The sequence below is a fragment of the Phaeobacter sp. 11ANDIMAR09 genome (genome assembly GCF_001294455.1).
GTDB lineage: Bacteria > Pseudomonadota > Alphaproteobacteria > Rhodobacterales > Rhodobacteraceae > Pseudophaeobacter.
This window is the reverse complement of record NZ_LIKT01000007.1, coordinates 63022-89319: the sequence shown is the minus strand read 5'-3', so window position 1 is coordinate 89319 and position 26298 is coordinate 63022. Positions and strand designations below refer to the sequence as shown.

Here is a 26298-nt window from a genome sequence, read left to right as displayed (position 1 = left end):
GTCAAAACCCTTCTGGCAGCAGGCCTGCCTCGGCTGTGCTTGCAACAGCGGTGGCGGGGTCACCATCCATGGCAGCCTCCAACAGCGGCACCAGGCGATCCAGCGCGTAGTTCAGGCTCAGGGGGCTGGAATGGGACAGGGCGGCGGAGAGCAGCACGTCAGCATAGATCTCCCGGCCCTCCCCATAGGCACGCAGGGTCGGGCGCAGGGGCATCCGTTCAAGCTGACTGACAGAGCCGCCTGCATCCAGCCAAATGAGGGCTTCAACATCGATGGGGGACAGGTCTTCTGGCGGGATCAACACGTAGTAATTGTTGAAGGAGGCCTGGGTGTTGATGGCTTCCGGCACCTTAAAGCCCAGGGCTTCTATGAACTGGCCGCGGATATCGCGGGCGTTATAGGCCCCAATCTGGCCTGCCCAGACCATAACGGAACTGGCCCCTTCCCACTCTGGGTGGGCCTGGCGAATATCATGAAAGCGCGCGTCAATGCCGTCTATGATCTCTTCGGCCTGATCCAGGCGTCCCGTGGCGCGCCCCAGGGTCAGCAGCATTTCCTGCCAAGGGGTGCCATAATCTCCAAAACGCGTCTGCGGCGGCACGGTTGGGGCAATGCGTGATAGCAGTTGATATTCACGCCTCGTCATTCCTGACCATTGACCCACAATCAGATCCGGCTGCATTGCCGCAATGGCCTCAATGTCGATTTCGCCCTGCATGACGATTGGCGTGGCCTCGCCCAGTGCCTCGACGGCCCAGGGCCAAACGCCATAGGGATGTGGGCCGAACCATTTGCGCAGCGCATGCGGCGGCTTACCCAGAGCCAACAAGAAATCGTGCCCAATAAAACTGAGAGACACGATGCGACTTGGTTCAGATTGAACCCTCGTCTCGCCGTATTGGTGTTCGATCAAAACAGGAAAGGCTTGAGATTTGGCCTCCTTAGAGGGCAACGTGAAAGCCAAGACAGCTGCCAGTAGGCCCAGTTGAAGGAACCGGATTGGAAACCCTGAAGATCCAAAATTCGAAAGGACCGAAGGTATTGAGACGAAGCTAGGGCGCACCAGACTGCTCCAACGCGCTGTGACAGGCGCGAACCTACACAGCTATTGAATGGCATGGCTGGGCGCTGAAGAGGAGGGACACCCTACAACACCTCGCTTCGAGGAAAAGATATGAGAGGGACCCATATTTTTCCTTACAGGTTTTGTCAAGAATTGTAATGCGTCAAGAAACCAAACAGCAGAGCTCTTGGAACACCAGCGCTGAGCGCTTCGTTTCGGGCCTCCTATACCCCCAAGCAAGGATCAGGAAGGATCCGGCTTGGGGCTCTTCATAAGATCGGCAATTCAAATCACCGCAGGTTTCAGGCCTCCGCGTGCTGCCTTCGCCGATCTGAGAATAACAGACGATAAGAAAGGGGCACGAAGATCAGTGACAAAGGAGAGGCCAACAGCAAGCCCCCGATCATCAGCGTCGCCATGGGTTCAAACAAAGCCCCGCCAACAATCGCCATGGGGAGCAGGCCCAGGATTGTTGTCAGAGAGGTTAGCAGAACCGGGCTGAGCCGCTTTTTGGAGGCGGCAATGATGGCCTCATCCAAAGACAGATCTTGTCGTTCAATATCGATCTGATCAATCAACACGATGGCGTTGTTGATAATGATACCCATGAGCGAGACCAGCCCAAGAATGCCAAAGAAGGACAGAGGCTGATTGGTGACAAGCAAGGCCAGCGGCGCTCCGACGACGATGAGAGGTATCGTCATGAAGGTCAGAGCCACGCGGCGGGCCGAGTTGAACTGATACACAAGCGCAGCAATCATGGTCATCAGCGTATAGGGCATACCTGCAATGAGATCAGCATTGGATTCGGCTGAATCGGCGCTTTCGCCCCCAATCACCACTGTGTAATCCGGCCCGAGATCCAATGCCGCGAGGCTGGGCGCAATCAACTTTTCCACCTGGGCAGCGGGCAAGGTAGCGCTTTTGCCCGAAATCACGATTTGTCGCTTCTGATTTTCGCGTCGGATCTGAGCCAACTCTAGGCGGGGATGAAAGACTGCAACCTGATCCAGCGCCACCAGGCCACTGTCTGTGGATATCGACATGTTGAGCAGGTCTTCAAGACTGTCTCGAAAGACATCTTCGGCGCGTATCACAATCGGGATCTGGTCTGACTGCTCCCGATAGACGGAAACCTCGGTCCCGGAAAAATAGGCCTGCATCACATTGGAAACATCTTGGGATGTTACCCCAAGCTGACGGGCCTTTTCCTGCAGGATATCGAGACCAACAGTAAGCCTTTTGTTTCCCCAGTCGTTTTGATTGAGGATCATCGAGGGCACGCTGGCAAAAGCCGTCTCTACCTTATGTGCAGCCTCCAGCAGCACATCCGCGTCGGGGCCGGCTATTTCAACTTCGACGATGCCACTTTCACTGCCGCCCATAGACAATCGAGTGACACGTGCGCGAACCGCAGGGTGGTTTTCGATCAAATGCCGCCGGGCTCTGTCCGAGGCCGTGACGGCCTCTTCAAAGCTGTGGGTGTTGACCACTATAAAGGCGCTGGCTGGATCCGTGTCTGCAGGTGACAGCGCCAGGTAAAATCGCGGTCCGCCATGGCCAACAAACAGGGTGGTATTGGCAACGCCGGGGTTTATTGCTGGATCTCGCAGCCAGTCATCGATCAACAGCACTTCTTTCTGCGTCTCGGTAATCGAGCTGCCTTTGGGCAGGTCAACATAGACCAGGAATTCCGAACGCTCAGACAGCGGAAACATCTCAGAACGGAGCGAGCCAAAGGTTGAAACACCGAAGGCCACCAAGAGATAGCTGCCCAGGACGGCAGGTATGCCAAACCGGATGAAACGCCGGATCAGGCTGCCGTAGGCTCTGACCAGCAGGCCTTCACCTTTGTCTTGTTCAGGTTGCCGGCGCAGCAGGTTTGCAGCCAAGAACGGCAGAATATAATGGGCCGTGAGCCAAGATCCCGCCAGCATGATCGCCACGACCGCGCCAAGCGAGAAGGCAAACTCACCGGTGGTGCCTTCGAGGATGAGCATCGGCAAAAAGGCGGCCACGGTGGTCACCGAGGCCACGGCGAGGGGGATGAAGAACTGTCCACTGGCGGCAATTGAGGCCTCTTTGGGGGAGGCTCCCTGCCGAATGCGCGCGGCGACATCTTCCACCACTACCAGCCCGTTATCGACCAAGAGCCCGAGCGAAATAATCACCGCAGCAATGGAGATCTGCTCCAGATCGATACCAAAATAGGACATCGCGAGCAGGGCAAAGGTGACTGTGAAAGGCACAATGCTGGCGATGATCAGCGCGGGGCGCAGGCCAAGGAACAAGAGCATCACCACGATGACCACTGCAAAGGTCTGCCCGACATTGGTCAGGGCTCCGTTGATCGAAATCGTCACATTGGTTTCCTGAAAGGTGGAAACGCTATAGGAGACGCCGATGGGTTGGCTTTGCTCGAGCGCGGCAATGGCGCCGATCAACCGACGCCCGAGTTTCTGCACATCATCGGCGTCTGACATCTCGACGCTGACCAAAACAGCGGGTTGACCATTGAAATAGACTGGCTTTTGGACAGGGTCGACATAGCCTCTGCGCACCGTCATCAGGTCACGCAGCCTTACAATATCTCCCTGAGGGAGCTTGGTCAGGATCTGCTCGATCTCTTCGATCGACGTCAGGTTTCCATCTGCTTCCAACAGGATCGAGGTGCCATTTGCATCAATGCTTCCGGCAGGCAGGATGACATTTTGCGCCCGGAGGTCACTAATGACCTGGGGGAGTTGTACGCCAATGCTGGCCAGACGACGGCTGTCGAGCTCAAGCCAGATCCGCTCGTCCTGTTCTCCGGACAGGGTGACTTTGGTAACCCCTTCAACTTGATAGAGCCCTGTCTGCAGATCCTCGGCGGCGTCGGAAATCTCTGCATAAGAGAAGCCCTCTCCTGTCACTGCGATCGTGGCGATTGCGACATCGCCATAGTTGGTGTTCACAAAGGGGCCCAGCGTTCCTTCCGGCAGTTCTGCGGCGGTGCTGTCCATTCTGGTGCGGATATCGGTAAAGATCTGCTCCAGATCGTCCACAGGAATACCCTCTCCAACCGCGACGCTCATAGTTACCTGACCGGTAACCACCAGAGTGGAGATATCCTCGACCTCGCCGATCTCGCGCGCCGCTCTTTCAAGCGGGATTGCGATCAGGTTCTCCACCCGCTCCGGCGTCATGCCGGGGAACATGGCCGTGATATTCACAGCCCGGATGGTGATCGCCGGATTTTCCCGTTTTGGAAGCCCAACAAAGCTCAACCAACCGATGAGCAGCAGGCCTATCATAACGAGGAGTGTCAGGCGGGATTTCTCAATGCCAAATCGTGCAAGCCCGTCCACCTCAATTCTCCTCGGCCGTCAGCAAATTGACCTTCTGACCTTCCTTGAGAAAGGACACGCCGGCCGAGGCCACGAGATCCCCCGCTTGCAGGCCATCAATCACAATCAGCGAGTTCTCGCGGATCCCAGCGACGGAGACCTCACGGCGTTTCACCGTGCTGCTGTCGGGATCGAACAGGTATACCTCGGCCTTTGACACTTCGGGAGCACCGGTCTGGCCGTTGCCATCTCCCTCTTTGAGGATGGCGCTCAGCGGCACCAGAAACCCTGCGGTCTCAGGTAGCGGCAGCTCGATGGCGGCTTCAACCGCCATGCCTGCTTTGAGCAATGGGTTTTCCTGGGTGAGCTCTAAAACAATCGGGAAACTTGAGACCGCATCCGCGCGCGAACCGATTTCGCTGATGACGGCTGACAAGGTAAGGTCAGGCCGGTCCGCAGGTCGAATTTCGGCCCGTTTGCCAACCACAAGCTGGCTGACGGTGTCGAAATTGACTGAAAACTTCACTTCAAAAGAATCGGCAGGATAGAGCGTGATGACTGAGGCCCCGGCTGCCACATTTGAATAAGAGGTCACATCGACAGAATTGACGATCCCATCCATATGGGCGGTGAGCACTGCTTTGGAGAGGTTCTCCTGAGCCACTTCCAGTGATTTCTGGCTCTGGAGGAGGACGGCAGCGGCCTGATCAGCCGCAGCCTTGGCATCATCTGCGGCCACACGTGTGGTGCTGCCGCGTTCAAAGAGCTCAGCCTGGCGCGCACTGGTTTCCAAGGCATTACGGGCGGCGGCCTCGGACTGGGTGACAGCCGCCTTTGCGGTCTCAACCTGCAAGGCAAGCGAGGTTTCGTCCAAGGTCGCGATCACTTCGCCCTTGCTGATGCGCTGGCCCACGTTGAGGTCAATAGCGGACAAGGCGCCACCAACTTCAAAGGACAATGTGGTCAGCTCGGAGGGTTCAAGCACTGCTGGAAAGCGTCGGATGTTGGAGCTTTCCGTGGCTTCTACTGTGTGAACCTTCAGCCCCCGGATGATCTCATCTGTCTGGACGTCTTCTTCCTTGCACCCCAACAGCATGAGGCAGCCTAGAATGAGCGTAACGCGAAACATCTTTCAGTCCTTTATCTCTGGTAGGCACAGGTCCGCCCCTTTGCGGGGGGAGTAACTCTTTCATTCGTGGCAGTCGAGGTGCGGTCCGAGTGCGGCAAGAGGCCTAGTGCGGTCACCGAATTCTGCTGTTGGGATACGCAGAATGTCACCTATTGGCCGTCGATCAACTCGTTTGCGATTTCAAACACTTCGGCCGGGCGAATATGCACAATCGTCTTGTTCTTGAGCCGCTTTGAGGCCAAGGACCCGGTACTGTCTGTTCCGGTCACCTTTCCGTCTTGGCCATAAATGTAGCGAACATCTCCGCCAGGCAGAAGAATTCGAAGTGTGAAGGAGCCGTCTTCTTTGCGCAGTGCTTCAAAATGGCAGTCGGTCAAAAGCTGTGCTTCCTGCGCGCTACAGGGCAGAGTCCCGATGGAGTTGTGTCCATCGGTTCCTGCGATATTGGCGGCCAGAGCCGCGGCTCCCAATGACAGGCCAAGGCTTAGACTGAGGAGGGTGCTTGCAATAATGCGCATGAGAGGATCCTTAATTATAATGATCAAACCCTTGCATTGACCGCTGTAACTGTAAAGCCACCCTCTGCCAGTTCCGGTCCGACTGGCTGACCGTCGCAAGCCTGATCCTGGTCGGCGGCTACTTCTCTCCCGCATAACTCATACTATCAATCACCTTCAGCAACACCCGCTGCTCGGGCTTTTGCACGGCGGGCGCGGTAACTTGGCAGCACAACCAAAAGTGCTGCGACAACTAAGAGTGCCAAAGTCAACGGGCGTTCCCAGATGAACGCGATGCCATCATAAAGTTGCATCGAGCGAGAGAAGTTATCCTCCATCATACCGCCGAGGATGAAGCCGATCAGCAGCGGCGCCAACGGATAGTCAGCAAATTTCAACACGGTCGCACAGATGCCGAACCCGACGAGAAGCAAAAGCTCGGTCGCGTTGTTTTGCCCGATGTAGGCCCCCATCAGTGTGAAAAAGAGGATGAATGGGATCAGAAAGTTGCGGGGGACCGACAGAACCTTGGCAATATAGGGGATCAGCGGCAGGTTGAGGATCAGGAGAACGAGATTGCCGATGAACATCGACATGATGACAGCCCAAAAGATCTGCGGCTCATCAATCATCAGGCGGGGCCCTGGCGAAACGTTCAAAGCAATGAGAGCCCCCAGTAGGATGGCTGTCGTTCCTGAACCCGGAATGCCAAGCGTCAATAGTGGCACGAAGGACCCAGTGCAGGCTGCATTGTTGGCGCTTTCCGGCGCAGCGAGGCCTTTGATCGAGCCTTTGCCAAACTCGTCCTGTTCATGTTTCGGCGCAATATTGCGCTCAACGGCATAACCGAGAAAACTGGCAATTGTTGCCCCTGCGCCCGGTAGAACGCCGATGAAAAAACCCTGTAGAGACTGACGACCGATTACCGGTGCAATGGCCTTGGCCTCGGCCTTTGTGATGCGCAAATCTTTGATTTCACCGTCATCGTCCTGAAGGTTCTTGGGCTTGAGCACGAGAAACAGCGCTTCGGGCAGGGCAAACATGGCCATGGCGAGCGTAATGAACCCAAAGCCTGACTGCAGGTCCATGATCCCCATGGTGAAGCGTGGCAGATTGAAGAGCGCGCCTTCGCCGACCGTGGCCATGATAAGGCCCAGAAGGGTCATGATCATCGCTTTTGCGACCTGGCCTGTTCCTGCGAAAGCAGCAATTGCAGACAGGCCGACGACCATCAGAGCGAAATACTCGGCCGAGTGAAACAACAACGCGACAGATGAGAGCGCGGGCGCGAACACCATGAGGAGAATCGCGCCGATGGTCCCGCCTGCAAAGCTGGCGATCGCTGCGATCGTCAGGGCTTTGCCGGCCTTGCCCTGCCGCGCCATTGGGTAGCCGTCGAAACTTGACGCAACCGTGCCCGCAACGCCGGGCGCATTGAGCAAGATCGACGAGGTCGATCCGCCAAAGATCGCACCATAGTAAACCCCTGCCAGCAAGATCAAGGCGGCGGACGGGTCACCCATTGAAATGGCTACAGGGATCATGATCGCGATGATCGACATCGGGCCAAGACCTGGCAACATGCCGATAAAGGTGCCGATCAGGCACCCCGCAATAACCATCGCAAGGTTTTGAAATGACATGGCCGTTTGCAGGCCGATTAGAAGTCCTTCGAGCATGTCAGCCTCCGATGATAAAGCCCGGCAGCGGGCGCATGTAGATGCCAAGAACCTCTTGCACCAGATACCAGACAACGCATGTCGCGATCAGAGCGACGGGTAGCATGAAGTGCCATCTTCGCTCGCCCAGAGTGAATGAGCCGAGGAAAAGAAATGCCGAAGTTGAGAAAATAAACCCAAGGGGGCGCAGGCACAGCGCGTAGGTCACCATCAGCGCCAGGAGTAAGAGTGCTTGTCCAAGGTGATACTCGTGCAGACGTCGATAGTCGATCTCAGCCGGCTTCGGCTCGCTTTTCTCTATCCCAAACAATATGATCAGCGAAGCGATGATCCCAAGGATCGAGAGAACTTTGGGGAAGGTGCTCGGCCAGACCGGGTTGCGCCGAATAAAGGGCGCGAGACTGCCGTCCATCGTAAACCAGGCTGTGTAGCCATAGGCCATACAGATGCCCAGCAAAACAAGTGCGATCCAACGATCCAAGGCCATGACGTCCCCTCCCAAGGCATCTTTAGGTGCAGCAGAGCGAGGTTCGCTCTGCTGTGTTGGTTTTTCACAGGAAGCCGAGCTTCTTCATCAAATCGCCGATGGCCTTTTCCTGTGCTTCAAGAAAGTTCAGGAAATCCTCGCCGGAATTGTGGATGTTGACCCAACCGTTGCGGGCGCGAACCTCTTCCCACTCAGGTGTTTCATACATCTTGGCGATCGTTTCTTGATACATGGTCACCTTGTCGGCCGGCAGATTGGGCGCGCCGAAGAAGCCGCGCCAGTTGACGAATTCTGTGTCGATGCCTTGCTCTTTCATGGTCATCGCCTCAGGCGCTGCGCTGACACGTTCGGGAGCTGTCACACCGATGATCTTCACTTCACCCGCATTCAGCAGATCAACCGCCTCCGAAAACCCGGTCGAAAGGGCAGCGATCTCGCCCGACAGCAGCGCCGCCATGGCTTTTCCGCCTGCATCATAGGGGATGTATTTGACGCCAAGCGCATCTTTGCCAGCCGCTTCCATCACCATGGCTGCCACGAGGTGGTCCATACCGCCGGGAACCGAGCCGCCGCCGATAGCTGTCGCCGAAGGATTGGCGTCAAAGGCGGCCAGCAAGTCTGCCATTGAGTTGAGAGGACTATCCTTGTTCACAACAATCGCTGCGTAGTCACCAATTGTGCCCGCAACCAGCGTGAGATCGCGGAAGTTGTGCGGAAACACGCCAGTCAATGAACGGATGACGATCGGGGTTGAATTGACCATCAGCGTGCCGTGGTTGCTATCGGCGTTTTCGATCAAGAAGCCGATGGCCTTGCCGCCGCCGCCGCCTGACATGTTTTCATAGGTCGCGTTACCCACCAGGCCTGCCTTGGACAGGGCTTCGCCGGTTCCGCGTGCGGTTCCGTCCCAACCGCCGCCCGCGCCTCCGGGGATCAAGAAGTGGATGCTGTCCAAGGCGTCCTGTTCACCGGCAGTTGCGGATCCCAAAAGACCCACAGCGGCTACAGCGGCGAGAAGGGCGCGGCGGCCCAATTCGAAACTCTTCATTATTTTTCCTCCCAATTGACAACTGTCCGTGTTGCGGCTCAGTTGAAGGGAACAGAGCACATCAACCTGACACTAACCTGTCACACTGTGGAGACAGTCTGAGAAAGACATGAAATTCCTACTGGTCGAAGACAACCAAGAGCTTGCCAATGCTGTAAGTACACGCATTCGTCTTGACGGCCATGTCGTTGATCATGCGGTGAATTTGGCGGACGCAACTTCGTTCTTAGATGTTGGAGAATATGACCTCATCCTTCTCGACATCATGCTTCCCGATGGGGATGGACGCGACTTCCTTTCGCGGCATCGAGCCCGGGGTGTGGACACGCCGGTCATTATCCTGACAGCGCGCAGCCAGGTTTCAGATCGAATCGGTTCGCTTGATCTGGGGGCGGATGACTACGTGACCAAGCCGTTTGATCACGCCGAACTAGAGGCTCGCTGCCGTGCGGTTCTGCGCCGCAAATCTGGCAGCGCCAAGACGGCTGTCGAGATGGGAGGGATCGTTTTCAATCCGGTTGCTGGTCACCTCTCTATCCGCGGCCAAGTCATCACGCTGCGCAATCGCGAACTGCGGCTACTGGAGCTGTTTCTCGGCGCCCCAGGGCGGGTTTTCTCCAAGCAAAAACTGGCAGACCGGTTGTTTTCTTACGATGATGATGTTTCGGAGAACGCGATCGAGGTCTATGTCGGTCGCTTGCGCAAACATCTTGAGGCTTCCGACGTCAAGATCACGACGCTACGTGGCCTCGGGTATCGACTCGATCATGGTGGATAGTCAGGCGATATCCAGTTCTCTGAGGGCGCGCCTGGCCCTGACGTTGATCAGTGGGGCCGCAGTGCTTGCGCTGCTTTTGTATTTCGCAGTGCGCAACTACGCGGTTCAGGTAGCCCAGGAAGGGCAGGACAGTATTTTGACCGCCTCGGTCACGTCTATTCTCGATGCCGCATCCATTCGCAATGATGTGGTTGAGGTCGACATCCCCTATGCCGCCTTCTCGATGCTCAGCACACCTGCGGATGATCGCGTTTTTTACGCGATCTATCAGGATGGTGCCCTCTTGTCCGGCTATCAAGATCTTGAATTTTATGGCGAAACCGGCAAGGCTATCCAATCCAACCTGTTGCGGGGGGCAACCGTAAGACAGGTCAGCGCAAGCCGCATTTTCATCGGAACCGACAGGCGTACCGAAATACAGATTGTGCTGGCTCAAACGCAGGATGCGATGGCCGAAACACTGGATCGCATCTCACGCAATGCAGCCTTGATTGGGGGGGGCTTCTTTGTCCTTGCGGTTGCCCTGTCGTTTTGGGCTACCTCGGTGGCAATGGGGCCGCTTAACAAGCTGACCAGCTCGATTACACGGCGAGGTCCACAAGACCTCAGCCCATTCAAAAAACCTGTTCCTCAGGAAATGGCTCCGTTGGTGAACTCGCTCAACTCTTTGATGGGGCGGCTTGATCACTCGCTCAGCCAATCAGAAGACTTCATCGCCGAAGCCGCGCACCGTGTCAGGACACCGCTTGCAACTGTACGCTCTTACGCCGAAGCCACGCTGCAGCGCGTCGATAAAGAAGAGAACCGCGAGGCGATGCGCTCGATGATCAGGGCCATCGACGAAAGTTCGCGCGCTGCGGGGCAGCTTCTGGACCACGCGATGATCACCTTTCGCGCTGACCACCTTGAACGCCAGGAAATCGACCTTGTCGATCTCGTGCAGGATCTGGTGTTACGGATGAACCCGATCGCAGATATGAAAGACCTGTCTCTTGTCGTGCATGGTGACCCTGTCGTCGCTTACGCGGGCGACCCCATTTTGTTGCAAAACGCCATTCGCAACCTGATCGACAATGCCATGAGATACGGCCCCCCTGACAGCACAATCGAAATCACTCTCACGGCGGCGCTGAAAGTTCAGATTTCCGTCCGTGACCACGGCCCCGGCTTTCCGGATCCTGAGATCAAAACCCTGACCACGCGGTTCCAGCGCGGCAAAAACGCAGAAGGCTCAATCGGATCAGGTTTGGGCCTCACGATCGTTCAGGATGTCGCTGCGGCCCATGGCGGCGAGATCGAACTTGCGAACCTATCGGAGGGCGGCGCATGCGTTACTATTTCGCTCTAATTCTCATAGTGTTGGGCCATGCCACCTTGGCACAGGAATGGGAAGATCGCCGGTCTTTCAATGAGGCAGCCGAGGGCCGACCCTTACGCATCATTTCAAGCACGGATACAGATTTGTTTGCGCAGATTATTGAGACCTTCGTGGCGCAGAATCCGACCGTCTCGATTGAGTATCTCGTTACGGGAACCACAGCTGTAGACAAGCGCATGCGTGCCAGGCCGGCGGCCTTCGATATAGCCATTTCCAGCGCCATGGATTTGCAACTGAAGCTTGTCAACGACGGGTTTGCTTTGCCATTGAAGGGCGTGTCGCACCCGCCATGGGCTCAGTGGAGGCATAGCCTGTATGCCTTCACATCAGAACCGGCGGCCATCGTTGTCAACCGCTCGGCCTTCGCGGATTTGCCAATCCCCCAATCGCGGCAGGAACTGATCGAAGCGTTGCGCGCGCGTCCCGGCGTCTTTCGTGGCAAGGTCGGCACCTATGATGTGCGCGCTTCAGGGCTTGGCTACTTGTTTGCCACACAAGACGCGCGTGCGTCAGAAACATTTTGGCGCTTGATGGAAGTCATGGGGGCGCTTGATGCGCGCCTTTATTGCTGCTCTGGTGAAATGATCGATGATTTGACCAACGGCAAGATCGTCATGGCCTACAACGTGTTGAGCAGCTACGCGGCGGCGCGCGTCGAAAGTCAAGACGCGCTTGAAATCATCTATCCATCTGACTTTCCGACAACAATGATGCGAACAGCCTTTGTCTCAAAAGACACGCAAGCCCCGGACATCGCCGGGAACTTCATGCGCCACCTTATTGCTCTGCAATCAAGCTCTGCCGACGGAAAGCCTTCGCTGCCTGCCCTAAAACTACGCGAAACTGGAATCGGCCGAGCAACAATAGCACTGGAGCCAGCTCTGATGACGTTTCTTGACAGTTTGAAACGAGCCAGGTTCCTTTCCGAGTGGGAAGACGCTTTAATTCAAAATTAGGCCAGTGAGGCACGATCTGCCGTCTTTTCTATATAGGCGGTTAGGCCTGTTTCGGCATATCATCTCATAGTCAGATTGCTGACCACGGATGTTGGTGCGGTATCAAGTTCCTGTGGGCCAGAAACGCTCTGTGGCGGTGCAGATATTAGCCTGAAAGTTGCACAGAATGAATGTCGAATTTGGGTCTATACGGTCAGAGCGGTTCGCAACCTCAGAGAAAGCCTGGACTCTGTCGGATTTGCATGTGCTGGCCCGCCAAAGCGGCCACTAGGTATGGGGCCGCTTTGGCCTGGCATCAGTCATCGTCCAGCTAAGGTCTAGGTGATTTCGCTGCAGATGTGATGCTGCACCACCGCAAGGCAGCTGGGAGCCCAGATTGCAGCTATTCCGCGCTGCCGCGAATGACTGGGAGGGCTTCCCCAATGGCGTGTTCTTCATGGAAGGCTGGGCACAAAGCGATTAGTTTTCAACTGGCGAACACCGGTTCACAATCTTCTTCGAGTTTCTCGCGTGCTGCAAGTTTTTGCTGTAAGTGTTCGAGCCGTCGACGCTGATGTGTTGAAAAAACCGAAAGCTAGGAGCGCTCATGAACCCTATCGGACTCGTACTAATTTCTACCACGACGCTCTTTCCGGCCTATCAGCTTGCGATGCTGCCGAACGTGGAAGACCAGATCGCACTGTTTTCGCAATATCTTGGCCTCGCTGCGCTGGTCTTGATGGCTTGGGGACAGGTTCTGTCTACCCGGCTGCCTGGAGTTGAAACAATTTTTGGGGGGCTTGACCGGGTTTACGTCCTTCACAAGTGGGCGGGCATTCTAGCAATGGCGGCGGTTCTGCTACATGATACGATTGACGCAGAAATGGACGGGCTAGGACGGGAAACGGCTCTCAACGAACTTGCCGAGACCCTGGGCGAACTCAGTCTTTATGGCCTGCTAATCCTAGTGGTTATCTCGGTTGCGACCTTTATTCCTTATCATCTGTGGAAATGGACCCACAAAGCCATGGGCGGCCTCTTTGCCGCCGGGACCTTCCATTTCATCTTCATTTTGAAACCCTTTTCGATGAACGACCCAGCAGGGCTCTACACCGCAGGCTTTTGTGCCATTGGCCTTGCCTCATATCTCTGGATGCTTCTGCCCGATGGGGTCCGGCCTTCACGGGCTTATGACATCGAAAAATTGGAGAGAACAGGCGGCGCACTTGCGATATCAATGCAACCAAAGGGCAAAGGTCTCAAACCGACTCCCGGACAGTTTGGCATTTTTCGTTTCGTCGGGGCGACGAAACCTGAACCCCATCCTTTCAGCTTTTCTAATATCGGTGCAGACGGGTCAATTCGCGTCACGATAAAGGCTTTGGGCGACTTCACCACGGATCTTGGCAATAGGGTTGCCATAGGACAACGCGTTGAAATACAAGGTCCGTTTGGACGGTTTCGAAGGGCAGGCGACCGTTCACAGATTTGGATTGCGGGGGGGATCGGTATTACGCCATTTCTCACATGGGCGCGCGCCCTCTCAGTGGATGCCCGGCCTGTTGATTTGTTCTTCTGTGTGAGGTCGCGAGGCGATGCGCCTCATCTTCAAGAGCTGGAGGAAGTGGTGCAAGCCAAGCCGAACCTCCGCCTTCACCTATTCGCTTCGGAGGAGGGTTCACGCTTAACAGCAGATCTTGTCGCCGAGCTCTCAGATAAAGATATGTCGCAAGCACAAGTGTCCTTCTGTGGTCCGGTCTCCTTTAGACAAGCATTGCAACCAGGTTTGCGCCGACATGGTGTGAGCCCCCGGAGTTTTCATTTCGAAGAGTTCGAATTTCGGACTGGTATTGGTCTCAAACGGCTTGCTGCCTGGGTGTCGGATCAAAGAAGACGAACCGGGATCTAACCTTCAAAGTCAAAGCTCAATTGGCAGATCCCTGCCGGTTGAAGCTGATGCTTCGCTGCGATCACCTGCGTAGTCTTCAGTGAGAAAATTTCAGGGGAGGTTATGTGGACACCCCCAGGGCGGAGCAAAGAAAGGCCTTCAAACCAGGGATCAGTCTTCGCATGGGCGCGCCCATGAGAACGCTGTGGTAGGCTCGGCCCTCGATGAGTTCCAGAACCATTTGCGCGACTTCCTCAGGCTCGGTTTTCAGATGAAAAACACCCTCAACTACGCCCCTTTGTGCCAGGTGTTGCAAAGCCTCAACCAAAGCCTGTCGGTTTTCAGAAAAGAGGCTTCCCAGGTCTTCCTTACGGATGGCCTCACTGCTTATCTCGATGGACAGAATAATGTTTTCCGGCGCCGAGAGATATTTTGCATAGCCGCTGACGAACCGGTCGAAGATCTTCAACACCGGCCCCGGTTTTTCGAGCTGCCGAATAAAGGGATCTAGTTCAGCACGTTCAAGCCGGGCGATTTCAATCAGAACATCATGCTTGCCCGAAAAATGATTATAGAGGTTTCCCAGACTTACGCCCGCCTTGCTGGCAATGTCACGCACACCGGTCTGGTGAAAGCCATTTTCAAGAAAGCACATCACGGCGGCCTCCAGAATCTTGTACCGGCGCGCGGCCAGTTCTTTGTCCCGTTTGCTGGGGGGGCTGTCAGGTGTTGTCATTTCTTCCTCTTGAACGAACGATCGTTCACTATATATGTGAAATCACCGAGGACTGCAACACGGACTTCGATTCGCCTAATCAACGCCTGAAGGGGACCGCCTTGCCAAATAAAACACTGGAAACAAGCACTACAGCCACCCGCCGCTGGGTGTTTATTGTGTTTGCAGTTGTTATGCTTGCCGCCGTTTTGATTGTCTTGTCCGAAACCGAGGACACGGTGGATGTAGCGCGCAGCGATGTGCCGCCGCCCGCACAGATGGTTTCTGTGCTTGCGGTCGAAAAGGCCAGAACCGCAGCGCGGATCTCGGTTTTTGCTGAGCTGCGCCCGCAATGGAACGCCGAAATCCGGGCCGCAGTTTCCGGCCGCATTCTGACCGTGCATGAAGGCGCCCTGGCCGGAACCAGAGTTGTAGCCGGGACCCCTTTGTTTGAGATTGAACGCAGTCAATATGAAACGGCTAGAGCTGCGGCTGAAATGGCCTTGGAAGAAGCGCTATTGGCGCGGTTGCGGGCGCAAAACAACGTGACGGTTGCGCGCAAACAATTCCAGCGCGATGGCACGGAGCCTCCAAACGATCTTGCCCTTCGCCTGCCTGATTTGCGGATTGCTGAACGTTCAGTGGCGTCCGCCCGCGCCCAGCTTACCGCTGCCCGTCAGCAATTGGCCGATACCAGCGTCACCGCACCTTTTTCCGGCTTTGTGACCCAGCGCACCGCCAGCCTTGGTCAGACGGTATCGGTGGGCGAGGCCCTGCTGACCCTGTCGGATGACAGCCAATTCGAGCTGATGGCCGAGCTAAGCCAAGAAGATTGGTCCCTGTTGGAGCACCCGATCGCCGGCGGTCAGGCTGAGCTGTTTCACCGTGATGGGCGCCCTCTTGGGCTTGCTGATATCCGGCAGGGGGGTGGGTTTCTGGATCCGCAAACCCGACAAATGCGAGTCTATCTTGAGGTGTCAAATCCAGCCCAGGGTGTGCTGGGCGGGGATTTCCTGCGTGTCACATTTATGGGCCGCGAAATTGCCGATACCCTGACCCTGCCGGAAACCACCCTGACCCGGGCCGGTCACATCTGGCTGGTGGATGGCGAGGACCAGTTGTTGCGCCACACCCCCAAAGTACTGTTTCGCTCTGACGGGAAAATCACCATTGCTGCGCCAGATCTGGTCAATTTTTCAGGACCATGGCGCGTGGCAAAAACGCCCCTTGCCTCGTTTCTTCCGGGCCAGCGCGTCGCGCCCGAGCTGGCGGAGGATTGATCCATGCATGCCCTGACATCCTGGTTCATCCGCAATCCGGTCGCGGCCAATCTGATGATGGCGCTGATCCTGTTCCTTGGCGTGCAAACGGTACTGTCGATCCGGATCGAAGGGTTCCCGCGCATTCCCCCGGAAAGCGTCACGATCACCATTGATTACCCCGGCGCCACGGCCTCTCAAGTCGACGAATTGGTCACCCAGAAGGTTGAGCAGGCGCTCGAGGGCTTGCAGGGGGTGCGCTCCATCACCTCAGAGTCCGGCAACGGCTATTCGAGCATCTCTGTCCGCCGGGCCGGGGGCGAGAAGTTGCAAAAGGTGCTGGATCGTGTCCGCATTCGCATTGACGGGCTGACCGACCTGCCGGACAAGGCGCGTCGTCCGGTGATTGAGGCCTCGGGCTATGATTTTCCGGCGCTCTATGTGAACCTGCATGGACAGACCGACCCTGCCACTCTGCAGACCCTTGCGCAGCGTTTAAAAGAAACCCTGCTGGCGGAACCGGAGCTTTCTCGCCTGAAAATTTGGGGCTTGATCCCGCGCGAATTACGGATCGAGGTCGATCCTGAACGTCTGCGCCAGTTCGGCCTAAACGTGGCGGATGTCACCAAAGCCATTCAGTCCAACTCGCTGACCTTCCAGGCAGGTCAGCTGCGCACCCAGGGCGGCACCATCTTTCTGCGGGCTGATAACCGCGCCCGCTATGCCCCGGAATATGCGGCTTTGCCGATCATTGAGCGCCCCGATGGCTCTTTTGTACCCCTGTCAGATATCGCCCGTGTCGAAGATGGGTTTCTGGATGGCGACTTCCTGTTCCGCCTGAACGGAAATCCCACGATCGGCATGGAGGTGCTTATAGGTCAAAAGGAGAACCTGCTTGATATCAGCCGGGTTGTCCGGGAGGTGGTGGAAGAGTTTGAACCACAGCTGCCACCCACGGTCGATGTCGAAGTCTGGGGGGACAGTGCAGGCTATATCTCGGACCGCTTGGCACTGCTGCGTTCAAACGGGGTGCAGGGGCTGCTGCTGGTCACTCTAATGCTGTCGATTTTCCTGAATGTACGTCTGGCTTTCTGGGTCGCCATGGGCATTCCGATTTCGGTCATGGGAGCGCTTGCGGTGGCTGGGTCGAAATGGGTTGATTACTCGCTGAATGATGTCACCACATTTGGCCTGATCATAGCACTTGGTATTTTGGTGGATGACGCTGTTGTTGTTGGCGAAAGCGTCTTTGAAGAACGCAGAAAGTGTGACGACAATATCAAAGGCACAGAACGCGGGGTTGAGCGGGTCGCCGTGGCAACGGTTTTTGGCGTGCTGACCACTATTGCCGCCTTCTATCCGCTACTGCTGATCGATAATCCTCTGGGCAAGGTGTTGGCAGGTTTTTCCGGCGTTGTCATCCTGTCGCTGATCTTTTCGCTGATCGAAAGCAAATTCATCTTGCCTGCGCACCTGGCGCATGTGCCGCTGGACACCCCGCGTCGCTACCTGTTGACCCGTCTCTGGGGACGCGTTCAGGACAACGCCCAGGGGGGCTTGATGTGGTTCAGAGATCAGATTTATCGCCCGACCTTGGAGTTTTCCCTGCGCCATCGATATGCTGTTTTGGTGCTCTTTGTCGCCGCAGCAGCGCTAGGGCTTGGCTTGTTGGTCAAGGGCAAGGTGAAAACCGTCTTTTTCCCGGATGTGCCCGGTCAGGTGATCACCGTGAGCCTGGAAATGGACGCGCGGGCGCCCTTTGCGCTGACACGCGACAACATTGATCGGATCGAATCCGAGGGCCGTGCGCTGAACGCTGAACTGGCGATCGCCGCAGGGATGGAGCAGGCCCCCATCCAAACCTTTTTTACCATCGTTGACGGGGCTGGCAGTGCGCAAATCTATGCAGAGATGCTGCCCGTGGCCGAACGCCCCGAGGTGCCAATCCTGGATGTTGTCCGGGCCTGGCGCGACAGGGTCGGCGCTGTTGAGGGCGCGAATGAGCTGGAATTTACCGGATCAGAGGCCTTGGCAGGCGGCTTTAGTATCCGCTTGATGTCCAAGGATGAAGAGTTGCTGCGGGCCGCCAGCAATGAAATGCGCAGCTTTCTGAGTGTGATCAATGGAGTGCACAATATCCGCGATGAGCTGATCGGAGGCCAACCAGAGCTGAAGCTGCGTCTGCGCTCTGAGGCGCGCAACCTAGGCTTTACGGCGGAAACACTGGCCAGCCAGATCGGAAACGGATTTGGCGGCGCCGAGGTCACACGGGTGCGCCGCGACGGGGCCGAAGTGCGTGTGATCGTGCAAAACGCCCGCGCGGCCCGCGACACGATCAACGACCTGATGCAGACCCGGTTGCGCAGTGACACCGGTGTCTGGGTACCGCTGGATACTGTCGCCGAGGTCGAAGGCGCTTATGTCTCCGGTGCAGTGCACAGGCGGGATGGCCGTCGGATGAACACCGTTACCGCCTCAATCGACCGGACCCGCGTGGCCCCAGCAGAGGTCGGGCAGGCGGTGTTTGAGGAGCTGGTGCCTGAGTTGGTCGCAAAGTACCCGACGGTCAAGATTGTCGCCGCAGGTGAGTTGGAGGAAATAGGGGAGATCCAGGGCGGGCTGATCCGGGCGCTGATCCTGGCCGCGGTGCTGATCTATGTACTTATGGCCGTACCGCTCAAGAGCTATTGGCAACCCGTTGTGATCCTGGCCATCGTCCCCTTTGGCTTTATCGCGGCCTCGGTCGGGCATCTGATCATGGGTGTTTCCCTGTCGCTGTTTTCCTTCTTTGGCATGCTGGCACTGACCGGGGTGGTGGTGAATGACAGTCTGGTCATGATCTCCCGCTACAATCAGGCGCGCGACGAAGGCGAAACCGTGGCCGAGGCCCTGCATGACGCAGGCATTGGCCGGTTTCAGGCCATCTTTCTGACCACGGCCACTACGGTCATTGGCCTGTTGCCGCTTTTGACCGAAACCTCTGAGCAGGCGCAATATCTGATCCCGGCAGCCGTATCGCTGGCCTTTGGCGAGTTGTTTGGAACGGCCCTGATGCTGCTTCTCGTGCCAGTGTTGATCGCCATTTCAGAGGACATAATCGGGGTGTTCAAATCCACCCCTCATGCCAATTCAACCACCGAGGCTACCCTATGAACAAACTCTTTGCACTCACCCTTTTCGGGGCAGTTTTACCGCTTGGCGCCCTTGCAGAAGGGGTCACACTGACAGTCGAAGGGCTGCGCAATGATCGCGGAGAGGTGCTGGTTGCCGTTTTCGACCAGGCTGAGGCCTTTGACAGACTGGACTTCGACAAGGTGGTAGATTTTGCCGAAATTCCAGCCCACATGGGCCAGGTGGTCCATCAGTTTCGCGCCCTGACTTCGGGGCCCTATGCCATTTTCCTATTCCACGATGAGAACAGCGATCAGGATCTGAATTTTGAAGGGACCACACTTCTGGAAGGCCTAGGTGCCTCTGGTGCTGCAAACTCCGGCGATGACCCTGACTTTTCAGCGGCTTCCTTTCCCTCGGGTCCGGTGCGTATCAAGGTCCACTATGAAGAGTGATCTGCCATGCTGACCTCCCATTCCTTGACTGTTGGCTCCCTGTTTCGCGTGTTCCGTCTGCGCATTGCCCTGACCTGGGCTATTATCCTTGCCGAGACGGCACTAATGGCACTGATCCCGCTGTTCATCGGTTTTGCCATCGATGACCTGCTAGAGGGGCGCAGCACTTCTTTTTGGCAGTTGGCAGGGATCATGGCCCTGTTGATCGGGCTGGCGGTGATCCGGCGCGTCTATGACACACGGGTTTACGGCGCCATCCGGGTCGAATTGGGTAAGGCGCAGGTGACACGATCCGACGGAATAGAAGTCTCAACCTTGAACGCGCAGCTCTCCATGGGACGTGAACTTGTCGACTTTCTGGAAGACACCTTGCCCGAAGCTGTTGCAGCGGGGGTGCAGGTGCTGGTGTCGGTTGCTATTCTCTATGCATTTTCACCAAACCTGGCAGTGGTAGCGGTGGGGGCGACCTTTGCCATGGTTGCAATATACGCAGGTTTTCACCACCGGTTCTACCGCTTGAACGGAGCGCTCAACCAGCAGAGCGAAAAGCAGGTGAGCTTGTTGGAAGGCCGGGCCCTCCGCCCCATGCTGGCGCATTTCCTGCGTCTGCGCCGCCTTGAAGTCCGCCTGTCAGACACCGAGGCCGCTCTTTATGGGGCGATCTTTATTGTTCTTCTTGGAATGATCTTATTCAATCTTAGAATTGCCACGGGCCTGCCGGGGATCACTGCCGGGACGATTTTTTCCGTGATCAGCTATTCTTGGGAATTTGTAGAAAGCGCCCTGGCTTTGCCTGTGACCTTGCAAAGCTGGACCAGACTGTCCGAAATCAAGGTCCGGATAAACAGGTCCAAAGTTCAATCACCTCCAGTTTGATGAAACGAAGCTGGTTACGCATCCTTGGCAGCAGTGGTTGAGCTTACAGTCTGCAAAACTGATCAATGAAGATCGGTGCATCACGCCGCAAACCCCAAGCCCGAAATTGCTCTCTGAATGGCCGCTTGTAGGAAAAACACTTAACGACATTGGCCTCGCGGCATGCTCAATGCCGCGCCTAGCACCATGTCTAGAAAGGGCAGGCTACAGTCCTCCACCGCCCTTGAAGACTCGCGTGACCATCGGGGAATTTGGGTAACGGTGGCTATGCGCAGCTAGTGACATTTGCAAAGTCGGTGTTTTGGATCGATCCAATGGAGCCTACGGCTCTTAGCTGCCATTGATCGGCGGCAAAAGGCTTCAGCGCAGTTGCTCTGAAGCAGTCATTCGACCTTTGAAACGGCCCTATTGCTGAGACTAGAAATCTCAAAGGCCAATAAGATTTTGGGAACCCACATTCATCAGCGGGTTCCGCCTAAATGTTGTGTAGGGCCTATGAAGAAAGGTCCCGCGCAATTTCCTGGGCGCGGGCATGTGCGGAAGCGACCGATGAATCGTGACGTTCGTCCGCAAATTCCTGATATTCTGCAGCAGCCTCAAACATGTGCTCGGCGCCAAGGTAGTTTCGAAGTGTGTTGATATGCGCAGAGAGGTGACCGGACCCATCACGGATTCCACCTGTTTCGAACCCAAATTCACCTGCCGATGTCAGCAAAACAAGAGTTTTACCAGACATGATGGGTTCTAAGGGAAAATCACCACGACCAAGATCGAAAGTAAAAGTCTTGTTTATCCGGATGATCTGATCAAACCAGGCCTTCAGCGCAGCGGGCATGCCATAGTTGTACATGGGGGTGGAAATAAGAAGAACATCAGCGCGGTCAAGCTCGTCAATCAGAGTATCAGAGAGGCTCACCAGCTTCTTTTGCTGTTCTGTGCGCTCGGCGTCAGGCGTAAACACCGATGCAATCCAGTCATTACAAATGAAATCCGGTGGGGTCATGCCAACATCTCGCAGGATAACTTCTACTTCGGGTTCAGCCTCTTCCCACTGCGCTACAAAACTGTCCGCAAGGCTTCTGGAAATAGAGTTATAGGCAGCAACAGAATTGTCGGTTCGACGCACACTCGCGTCAATTCTAAGGATTGTGGTCATGTCTTCACCTTTATGGATTGAATGGTCTCCTTGAAGGTGAAGCCTGGGTGAACGTCTTACAAATGAAGAGAATTTCGCCGATCTCCAAAGAAGTTCATCTGTCACAGATCGCCTTAAACGTTGCCTCCAGCCGGGCCGCGGTGGTGAGCAAGTCCTTATCTGCACCCGTGCTGGACGTCAGCGAGAGGCTGCATCCTGGTGCCCCTGATCCAACCGGTAAAGAAATTGTCGGCGCATTCAGGAATGCGGCTTTCATCGACACCGAGAGAATATGCGCATTCTCCCCCCCGAATGTGGTCGGATCGCCTATGACGTCCTGAATGGACGGAGGCGGAGACGGAAGAGTTGGGTAGAGCAGCATGCCACCCTGCAGTTCGGCCTCAAAGGTTTCAATCATCATCTGCCTCGCAGCAAGCAATATGCGCATGTTTTCATCGCTGATTGTTGACGAGTGAGAAAGGCGATCTCTTACTCTGGGGTCCAGGGCTGTATGATCCGTCTGAATGACATTTTTGAGCAGGCGATAGGCTTCGGCCCCGACAAGTGTTCCGTATGTATGAAACAGATCGTTGACCCGGGCAAAGCTGTGGATGGTCCGGACCTCTAACTCAAACTCACTATCCGCCAATTGCTCTACGACTTTGTGGTACATAGCTTCGATCTCAGGTGCATAATCGGCCAATGACTGCTCTTCTAGGCATACTATGCGCTTGCACCTTTTTCCGGGGTTACGATCTCCGGTGAGCAAGCTATCCAGCGATAGGATCGGGTCAACACATCGGGCAAGAGGTCCTGGCGTGTCCAGCGAAGGAGCCAGTGGAAAAATTCCGATGTCGTCATAGCGACCAATAGAGGGACGAAACCCGATGATCCCCTGGCAGGCGGCTGGGATACGGACAGAACCGGAAGTGTCCGTACCTAGGGCCAAATCCGCCAGCCCCAATGCAACCGCCGTAGCCGACCCGCTTGAGGACCCGCCAGGCACCAAATCCTGCCTCAAAGCATTGGGCGGGGTGCCAAAGTGCGGGTTGAGGCCCAGTCCTGAGAAAGCAAACTCAGACATATTCGTATGCCCAATGACGATGAGCCCTGCCGCCCGTATCCGGGCCACGATTGCTGCGTCACTTTGCGCTGGCTCAGGACGGTAAAGTCGCGATCCCGCGTGGCTGCGGAAGCCCTGAACATCGATATTGGCCTTTACCGCCAAGAACTGCCCGTCAAGCGGGCTTAATGGGGTTCCACGCTCTTGCCTAGCATCCGCTGCACGAGCATCCGCCAGTAGCCTGTCTTCTAGCACATCGGTAAAAATGTTTGGATGCGCATTCAGAGCCGCCAAAAAATCCTGCGCCCGTTGTTCTATTGTCATTTGGTCAAGACCGGGGCGCTATAGTAAGGCAGCTCTTCAACGCGAACACTCTCGGCATCGGCGCCATATTGCGACCGGACATGTCGCGCTATCTCTTCGAGTGACGCAAACCAGACGTCTCCCCGATCCAAGACCGACTCCAGCCATTTTTCGACTTGCCGCCAGCGCGCCAAGCGCCCGGTCAGAAACGGATGCCAGATACCAATCCAAAAGCCGCCGGCCTCATATTGGGCCTCGAATTCTTCCCAAAAAGGCGAGAGTCCCGCAGTAGGCCCTGCCACAGGCATCATATAACCGATCTCATCATAGTGGGCGAACTGCGGCCAGTCATCCGTGCCCCAATGCACTGGCAGCTCGATCAGGGACCGTCCCTTTGATCGCATAACATACGGAAGGTCATCGGCCATCAGCGAACTATCGTACTCAAACTCATGCTTGTTCAACAGATCAATCACGCCCTGCGTCACGTTATAAACCGGCGCACGATAGCCTTTTGGTTTGTTGCCAAGGACCCGCGCGTGGGACTCCAGCGCGCGTTCAAACCAGTATTCCTGCTCTGAAGGGCTATGGCTCGTTGGGTCTTCGTGCAAATACCCATGGTGCCCGATTTCATGACCCTCCTTCAGGATGGATCCCATAACATCCGGGTATTGTTCGACGACCCAACCTGGTGCGAAAAAGGACTGCTTCAAACCCAGTCTTTTGTATGTTTCCAATATCCGCGGGATGGCAACTGTCGGGCCGTATCGGCCCATCGATATGGGGTACAACCGGTCATGTCCGTCTGCTGGTTTGGAGATATGGATCAAACTGTCGGCATCAATATCGAAAGTGATCGCACAGGCGCATCGAGCGCCATTAGGCCATGTGATTTTCTTCTGCATTTACTTTGCTCCTTGTCACCTGAGTTGGGCGCTATGCGTCAGCCAATTGTCATACCACCGCAGCAAGGCGGACCTGACGATTGCATAGTCCTGTGTGCTTAGCCTTTGATCAGCCGCGCGCTGCATTTCTTCGTTTATGTTTTCAAGGACATCGTGTTCGTTGCGATTGCAGACCTTGCCTTGCGATACGGTCAAGGAGCCACCGACATAGACAGACTGGATATCCGAAGTCTTGGCGCTGCTGACGAGCAGCTCGACGGGGTCAACACTTTCCGCCAACCAAGGGCCCTGAAGACGGTCCAAGCTGACAACTATGAAATTTGCACGTTTGCCGTCATTTAGACTGCCGATACTTTGATCCATTCCCATCAATCGCGCGCCGCCCATTGTGGCCATGTCAAAGACATCCTGCGCAGTCAGGCCAGGCTCCAAGGGATCAGCGGACCAATATAGGTTCCGCGCCAGCCGCATCTCGGCAAACATATCGTCGTCACCCGCGAGGCTGGTTCCATCCATCCCTAGCGCCAGATTGATGCCGAGGCGTTTCATTTTCGACGCGGGTGCAATGCCAGAACGAAGCCGCAAATTTGAACTTGGATTGCACACGATATGCGCACCCGTCTCGGCCACTTCCCGAAGAGCATATTCGTCCGCCCAAACCATATGGGCCAAGGACAAGTTTTCGCCCAATAAACCGACATCTGCCAGTTCTGCGACGGGGTTTTTATTGTCAGGCCTTCCAGCGGATAGATGCTGTAGCAGGGATTCCTCTGCATGGGTCTGCATACGCAGGCCTCGTTCTCTTACCGCGCAGGCGATTTCTTTCAGGAGTTGCGGGCTGGTCCAATGGGGAGCTGTCGGCCCGAACCAGACGTCTGATGTCTCGGCCAGCGCGTGTTCTTCCGCCAGGCGAAGAATGAGATCCAAGTATTCGGCCGGGTTCAACCGCGCACGGGTAAGGTGCTGACGCTCCAGCTTATCACACAGATGCTCTGGCAAATTCGTTAGGAAGGCATGGTCCTGCCCTGATGGGTGAACGATACGATTTTGCCAGCGCTCTCCTGGAGCAACGGCGCAGGACATGCCCAGGCCGGTATAGATCTCTAGTTTTTCGCGGACTTTTACCTCCGCGAGCCTCGCTGTTTCTCCGGCGGTGCAGGCATCAACGAGGGCCGTCACACCATTTTTCAGCAGGCGTAGAGCAGCATATTCAGTCGATGTTTTTGTCGAGATAGCAGCCGCACCAGCCGTGGCGAATATCCATGGCTCCAGCAGGTCGTCAGAGATACCCTGATTGACCAGATTCACCCCGAAACAATGGTGATGTGCGTTCACAAAGCCAGGCAGGATCGCGACATTCTCGCCTATGTGGACCTCGGCCGCAGGAAACCGCGAGGTCAGGTCTTGTAGGGGGGCAATTTCACCGATCTTCCCATCCTGGACATGGATCGCACAATCTTTGCGGCTGTGAAACGCATCAACAAGAACCCAACGGGCCGAGAAAATACTTCCACCGTCACCCATCATGTACAACAAATTCTAGTGTTGCCGGTTTGCCTTCGGACCCGTTTACCGGAGTGATGTCCTGCGGGCAGGCTGACATCACCGCGTAGACCGACATCTCCGCCTGAAAGGTGATCGTTTCCCCCGGCTTGGAAACCGGCGGCTCCCAATCAAGCGCCCCGTCTGCTTTGATCGGGACATTCATCCATAGATTAAACGGCGCAGGCACATGCGGTGCTTTTTGACCGATCGCCAGCAATGCTTGCCGTAGGTTATCCGCGCAGTTGTCATGGTATTCCGTGCAGCCCAGCTGTTTGTAGCGGTTCCAATCACAACTGGCGATCAGAGTATCATGTACACCCGGCGAACTGTCCTGGGTTAGAGACAGCAAGGGATTGCGCAGGTTGCTGACCAGCCGATCCCCGACTTTTGGAGACACCGATAGGAGGTCTGTGTGCACATGCTCCATGGACATGAACTCGCCCAGATCACTGGCTTTGAACGCCCAGAAATCACAGACCTGCCAGCCGCTGGGATTGGTGATCGTCAGGCATTGCCCCGCATCCAGTCGCACCGCGGCTCCGCAGCGCGCCGGAATGGTATAGCGCCGCGAGAGTACGGGAACGCCGTTGCCAGAAATGGCGTTCTCCAAGCTTTGGTTAAGGCCATCAGGATTCGAAGGGTCATATTTTTGCATGCGCTGAAACTCCAGATTGGATGTCCAGAAACGCATGACCCCGCGCAGTTTAAAAATGACAAGAATTC

General features: G+C 56.0%; 21 protein-coding genes. 8 read left to right on the top strand and 13 right to left on the bottom strand.

Features of this window, described 5'->3' with window-relative positions; all coding sequences use genetic code 11:
• Position 1 precedes the first annotated feature (1 nt).
• From AN476_RS08045 to AN476_RS08015, 7 genes are all read right to left on the bottom strand, one after another.
• Positions 2-913, bottom strand: coding sequence for an ABC transporter substrate-binding protein (locus AN476_RS08045; RefSeq protein WP_256363942.1), 912 nt, complete (start codon positions 911-913; stop codon positions 2-4).
• A gap of 452 nt (positions 914-1365) precedes the next feature.
• A complete protein-coding gene (locus tag AN476_RS08040; protein WP_216598376.1) occupies positions 1366-4410 on the bottom strand; it encodes an efflux RND transporter permease subunit in 3045 nt (1014 codons plus the stop codon).
• Between the two features lies 1 nt (position 4411).
• Entirely contained in the window at positions 4412-5518 is a 1107-nt protein-coding gene (locus AN476_RS08035) for an efflux RND transporter periplasmic adaptor subunit (RefSeq protein WP_083464273.1), read from the bottom strand.
• A gap of 149 nt (positions 5519-5667) precedes the next feature.
• Positions 5668-6036, bottom strand: a complete 369-nt coding sequence (locus AN476_RS08030; protein ID WP_054460543.1) for a hypothetical protein — start codon at positions 6034-6036, stop codon at positions 5668-5670.
• Between the two features lie 146 nt (positions 6037-6182).
• The gene (locus tag AN476_RS08025; protein WP_054460541.1) at positions 6183-7694 is read right to left on the bottom strand and encodes a tripartite tricarboxylate transporter permease; all 1512 of its coding nucleotides are present in this window, start codon (positions 7692-7694) and stop codon (positions 6183-6185) included.
• Between the two features lies 1 nt (position 7695).
• The gene (locus tag AN476_RS08020) at positions 7696-8181 is read right to left on the bottom strand and encodes a tripartite tricarboxylate transporter TctB family protein (protein ID WP_054460538.1); all 486 of its coding nucleotides are present in this window, start codon (positions 8179-8181) and stop codon (positions 7696-7698) included.
• A 64-nt stretch (positions 8182-8245) separates the two neighbouring features.
• On the bottom strand, positions 8246-9229 hold the full coding sequence (locus AN476_RS08015) for a tripartite tricarboxylate transporter substrate binding protein (protein ID WP_054460536.1): 984 nt from the start codon (positions 9227-9229) through the stop codon (positions 8246-8248).
• 109 nt (positions 9230-9338) lie between these two features.
• Between AN476_RS08015 and AN476_RS08010 the strand changes: the two genes are divergently transcribed.
• From AN476_RS08010 to AN476_RS07995, 4 genes are all read left to right on the top strand, one after another.
• The gene (locus AN476_RS08010; RefSeq protein ID WP_054460533.1) at positions 9339-10007 is read left to right on the top strand and encodes a response regulator transcription factor; all 669 of its coding nucleotides are present in this window, start codon (positions 9339-9341) and stop codon (positions 10005-10007) included.
• Positions 9997-11355 (top strand): sensor histidine kinase, encoded by a 1359-nt coding sequence (locus AN476_RS08005; RefSeq protein WP_054460759.1) that lies wholly within the window; start codon positions 9997-9999, stop codon positions 11353-11355. Before AN476_RS08010 ends, AN476_RS08005 begins: the two co-directional genes overlap by 11 nt.
• Positions 11334-12341 (top strand): ABC transporter substrate-binding protein, encoded by a 1008-nt coding sequence (locus AN476_RS08000; RefSeq protein ID WP_054460530.1) that lies wholly within the window; start codon positions 11334-11336, stop codon positions 12339-12341. Before AN476_RS08005 ends, AN476_RS08000 begins: the two co-directional genes overlap by 22 nt.
• 586 nt (positions 12342-12927) lie before the next feature.
• The gene (locus tag AN476_RS07995) at positions 12928-14229 is read left to right on the top strand and encodes a ferric reductase-like transmembrane domain-containing protein (protein ID WP_054460528.1); all 1302 of its coding nucleotides are present in this window, start codon (positions 12928-12930) and stop codon (positions 14227-14229) included.
• A gap of 100 nt (positions 14230-14329) precedes the next feature.
• Here the strand turns inward: AN476_RS07995 and AN476_RS07990 are convergent, their stop codons facing one another.
• On the bottom strand, positions 14330-14944 hold the full coding sequence (locus AN476_RS07990) for a TetR/AcrR family transcriptional regulator (protein ID WP_054460526.1): 615 nt from the start codon (positions 14942-14944) through the stop codon (positions 14330-14332).
• A gap of 101 nt (positions 14945-15045) precedes the next feature.
• Here AN476_RS07990 and AN476_RS07985 point away from each other — a divergent pair, with 101 nt between their 5' ends.
• Genes AN476_RS07985 through AN476_RS07970 form a run of 4 tightly spaced genes read left to right on the top strand, consistent with a single transcriptional unit; the run spans position 15046 to position 20624 of the window.
• On the top strand, positions 15046-16203 hold the full coding sequence (locus AN476_RS07985) for an efflux RND transporter periplasmic adaptor subunit (protein WP_054460524.1): 1158 nt from the start codon (positions 15046-15048) through the stop codon (positions 16201-16203).
• A 3-nt stretch (positions 16204-16206) separates the two neighbouring features.
• Positions 16207-19335, top strand: a complete 3129-nt coding sequence (locus tag AN476_RS07980) for an efflux RND transporter permease subunit (protein ID WP_054460523.1) — start codon at positions 16207-16209, stop codon at positions 19333-19335.
• A complete protein-coding gene (locus tag AN476_RS07975; RefSeq protein ID WP_054460522.1) occupies positions 19332-19748 on the top strand; it encodes a DUF2141 domain-containing protein in 417 nt (138 codons plus the stop codon). The genes AN476_RS07980 and AN476_RS07975 overlap by 4 nt, the downstream gene beginning before the upstream one ends.
• Before the next feature lie 6 nt (positions 19749-19754).
• Entirely contained in the window at positions 19755-20624 is an 870-nt protein-coding gene (locus AN476_RS07970; protein ID WP_054460519.1) for an ABC transporter six-transmembrane domain-containing protein, read from the top strand.
• Between the two features lie 493 nt (positions 20625-21117).
• Here AN476_RS07970 and AN476_RS07965 read toward each other — a convergent pair whose 3' ends face one another.
• From AN476_RS07965 to AN476_RS07945, 5 genes are all read right to left on the bottom strand, one after another.
• Positions 21118-21780: an FMN-dependent NADH-azoreductase gene (locus AN476_RS07965; protein WP_039966362.1), complete on the bottom strand. Its 663-nt coding sequence runs from the start codon at positions 21778-21780 to the stop codon at positions 21118-21120.
• 94 nt (positions 21781-21874) lie between these two features.
• Entirely contained in the window at positions 21875-23146 is a 1272-nt protein-coding gene (locus AN476_RS07960; protein WP_054460517.1) for an amidase family protein, read from the bottom strand.
• Positions 23143-24030: a polysaccharide deacetylase gene (locus AN476_RS07955; RefSeq protein WP_054460515.1), complete on the bottom strand. Its 888-nt coding sequence runs from the start codon at positions 24028-24030 to the stop codon at positions 23143-23145. Before AN476_RS07955 ends, AN476_RS07960 begins: the two co-directional genes overlap by 4 nt.
• 15 nt (positions 24031-24045) lie before the next feature.
• The gene (locus tag AN476_RS07950) at positions 24046-25557 is read right to left on the bottom strand and encodes an amidohydrolase family protein (protein WP_083464272.1); all 1512 of its coding nucleotides are present in this window, start codon (positions 25555-25557) and stop codon (positions 24046-24048) included.
• Positions 25547-26230, bottom strand: coding sequence for a DUF1989 domain-containing protein (locus AN476_RS07945; protein WP_054460757.1), 684 nt, complete (start codon positions 26228-26230; stop codon positions 25547-25549). The genes AN476_RS07950 and AN476_RS07945 overlap by 11 nt, the downstream gene beginning before the upstream one ends.
• Positions 26231-26298: the final 68 nt, after the last annotated feature.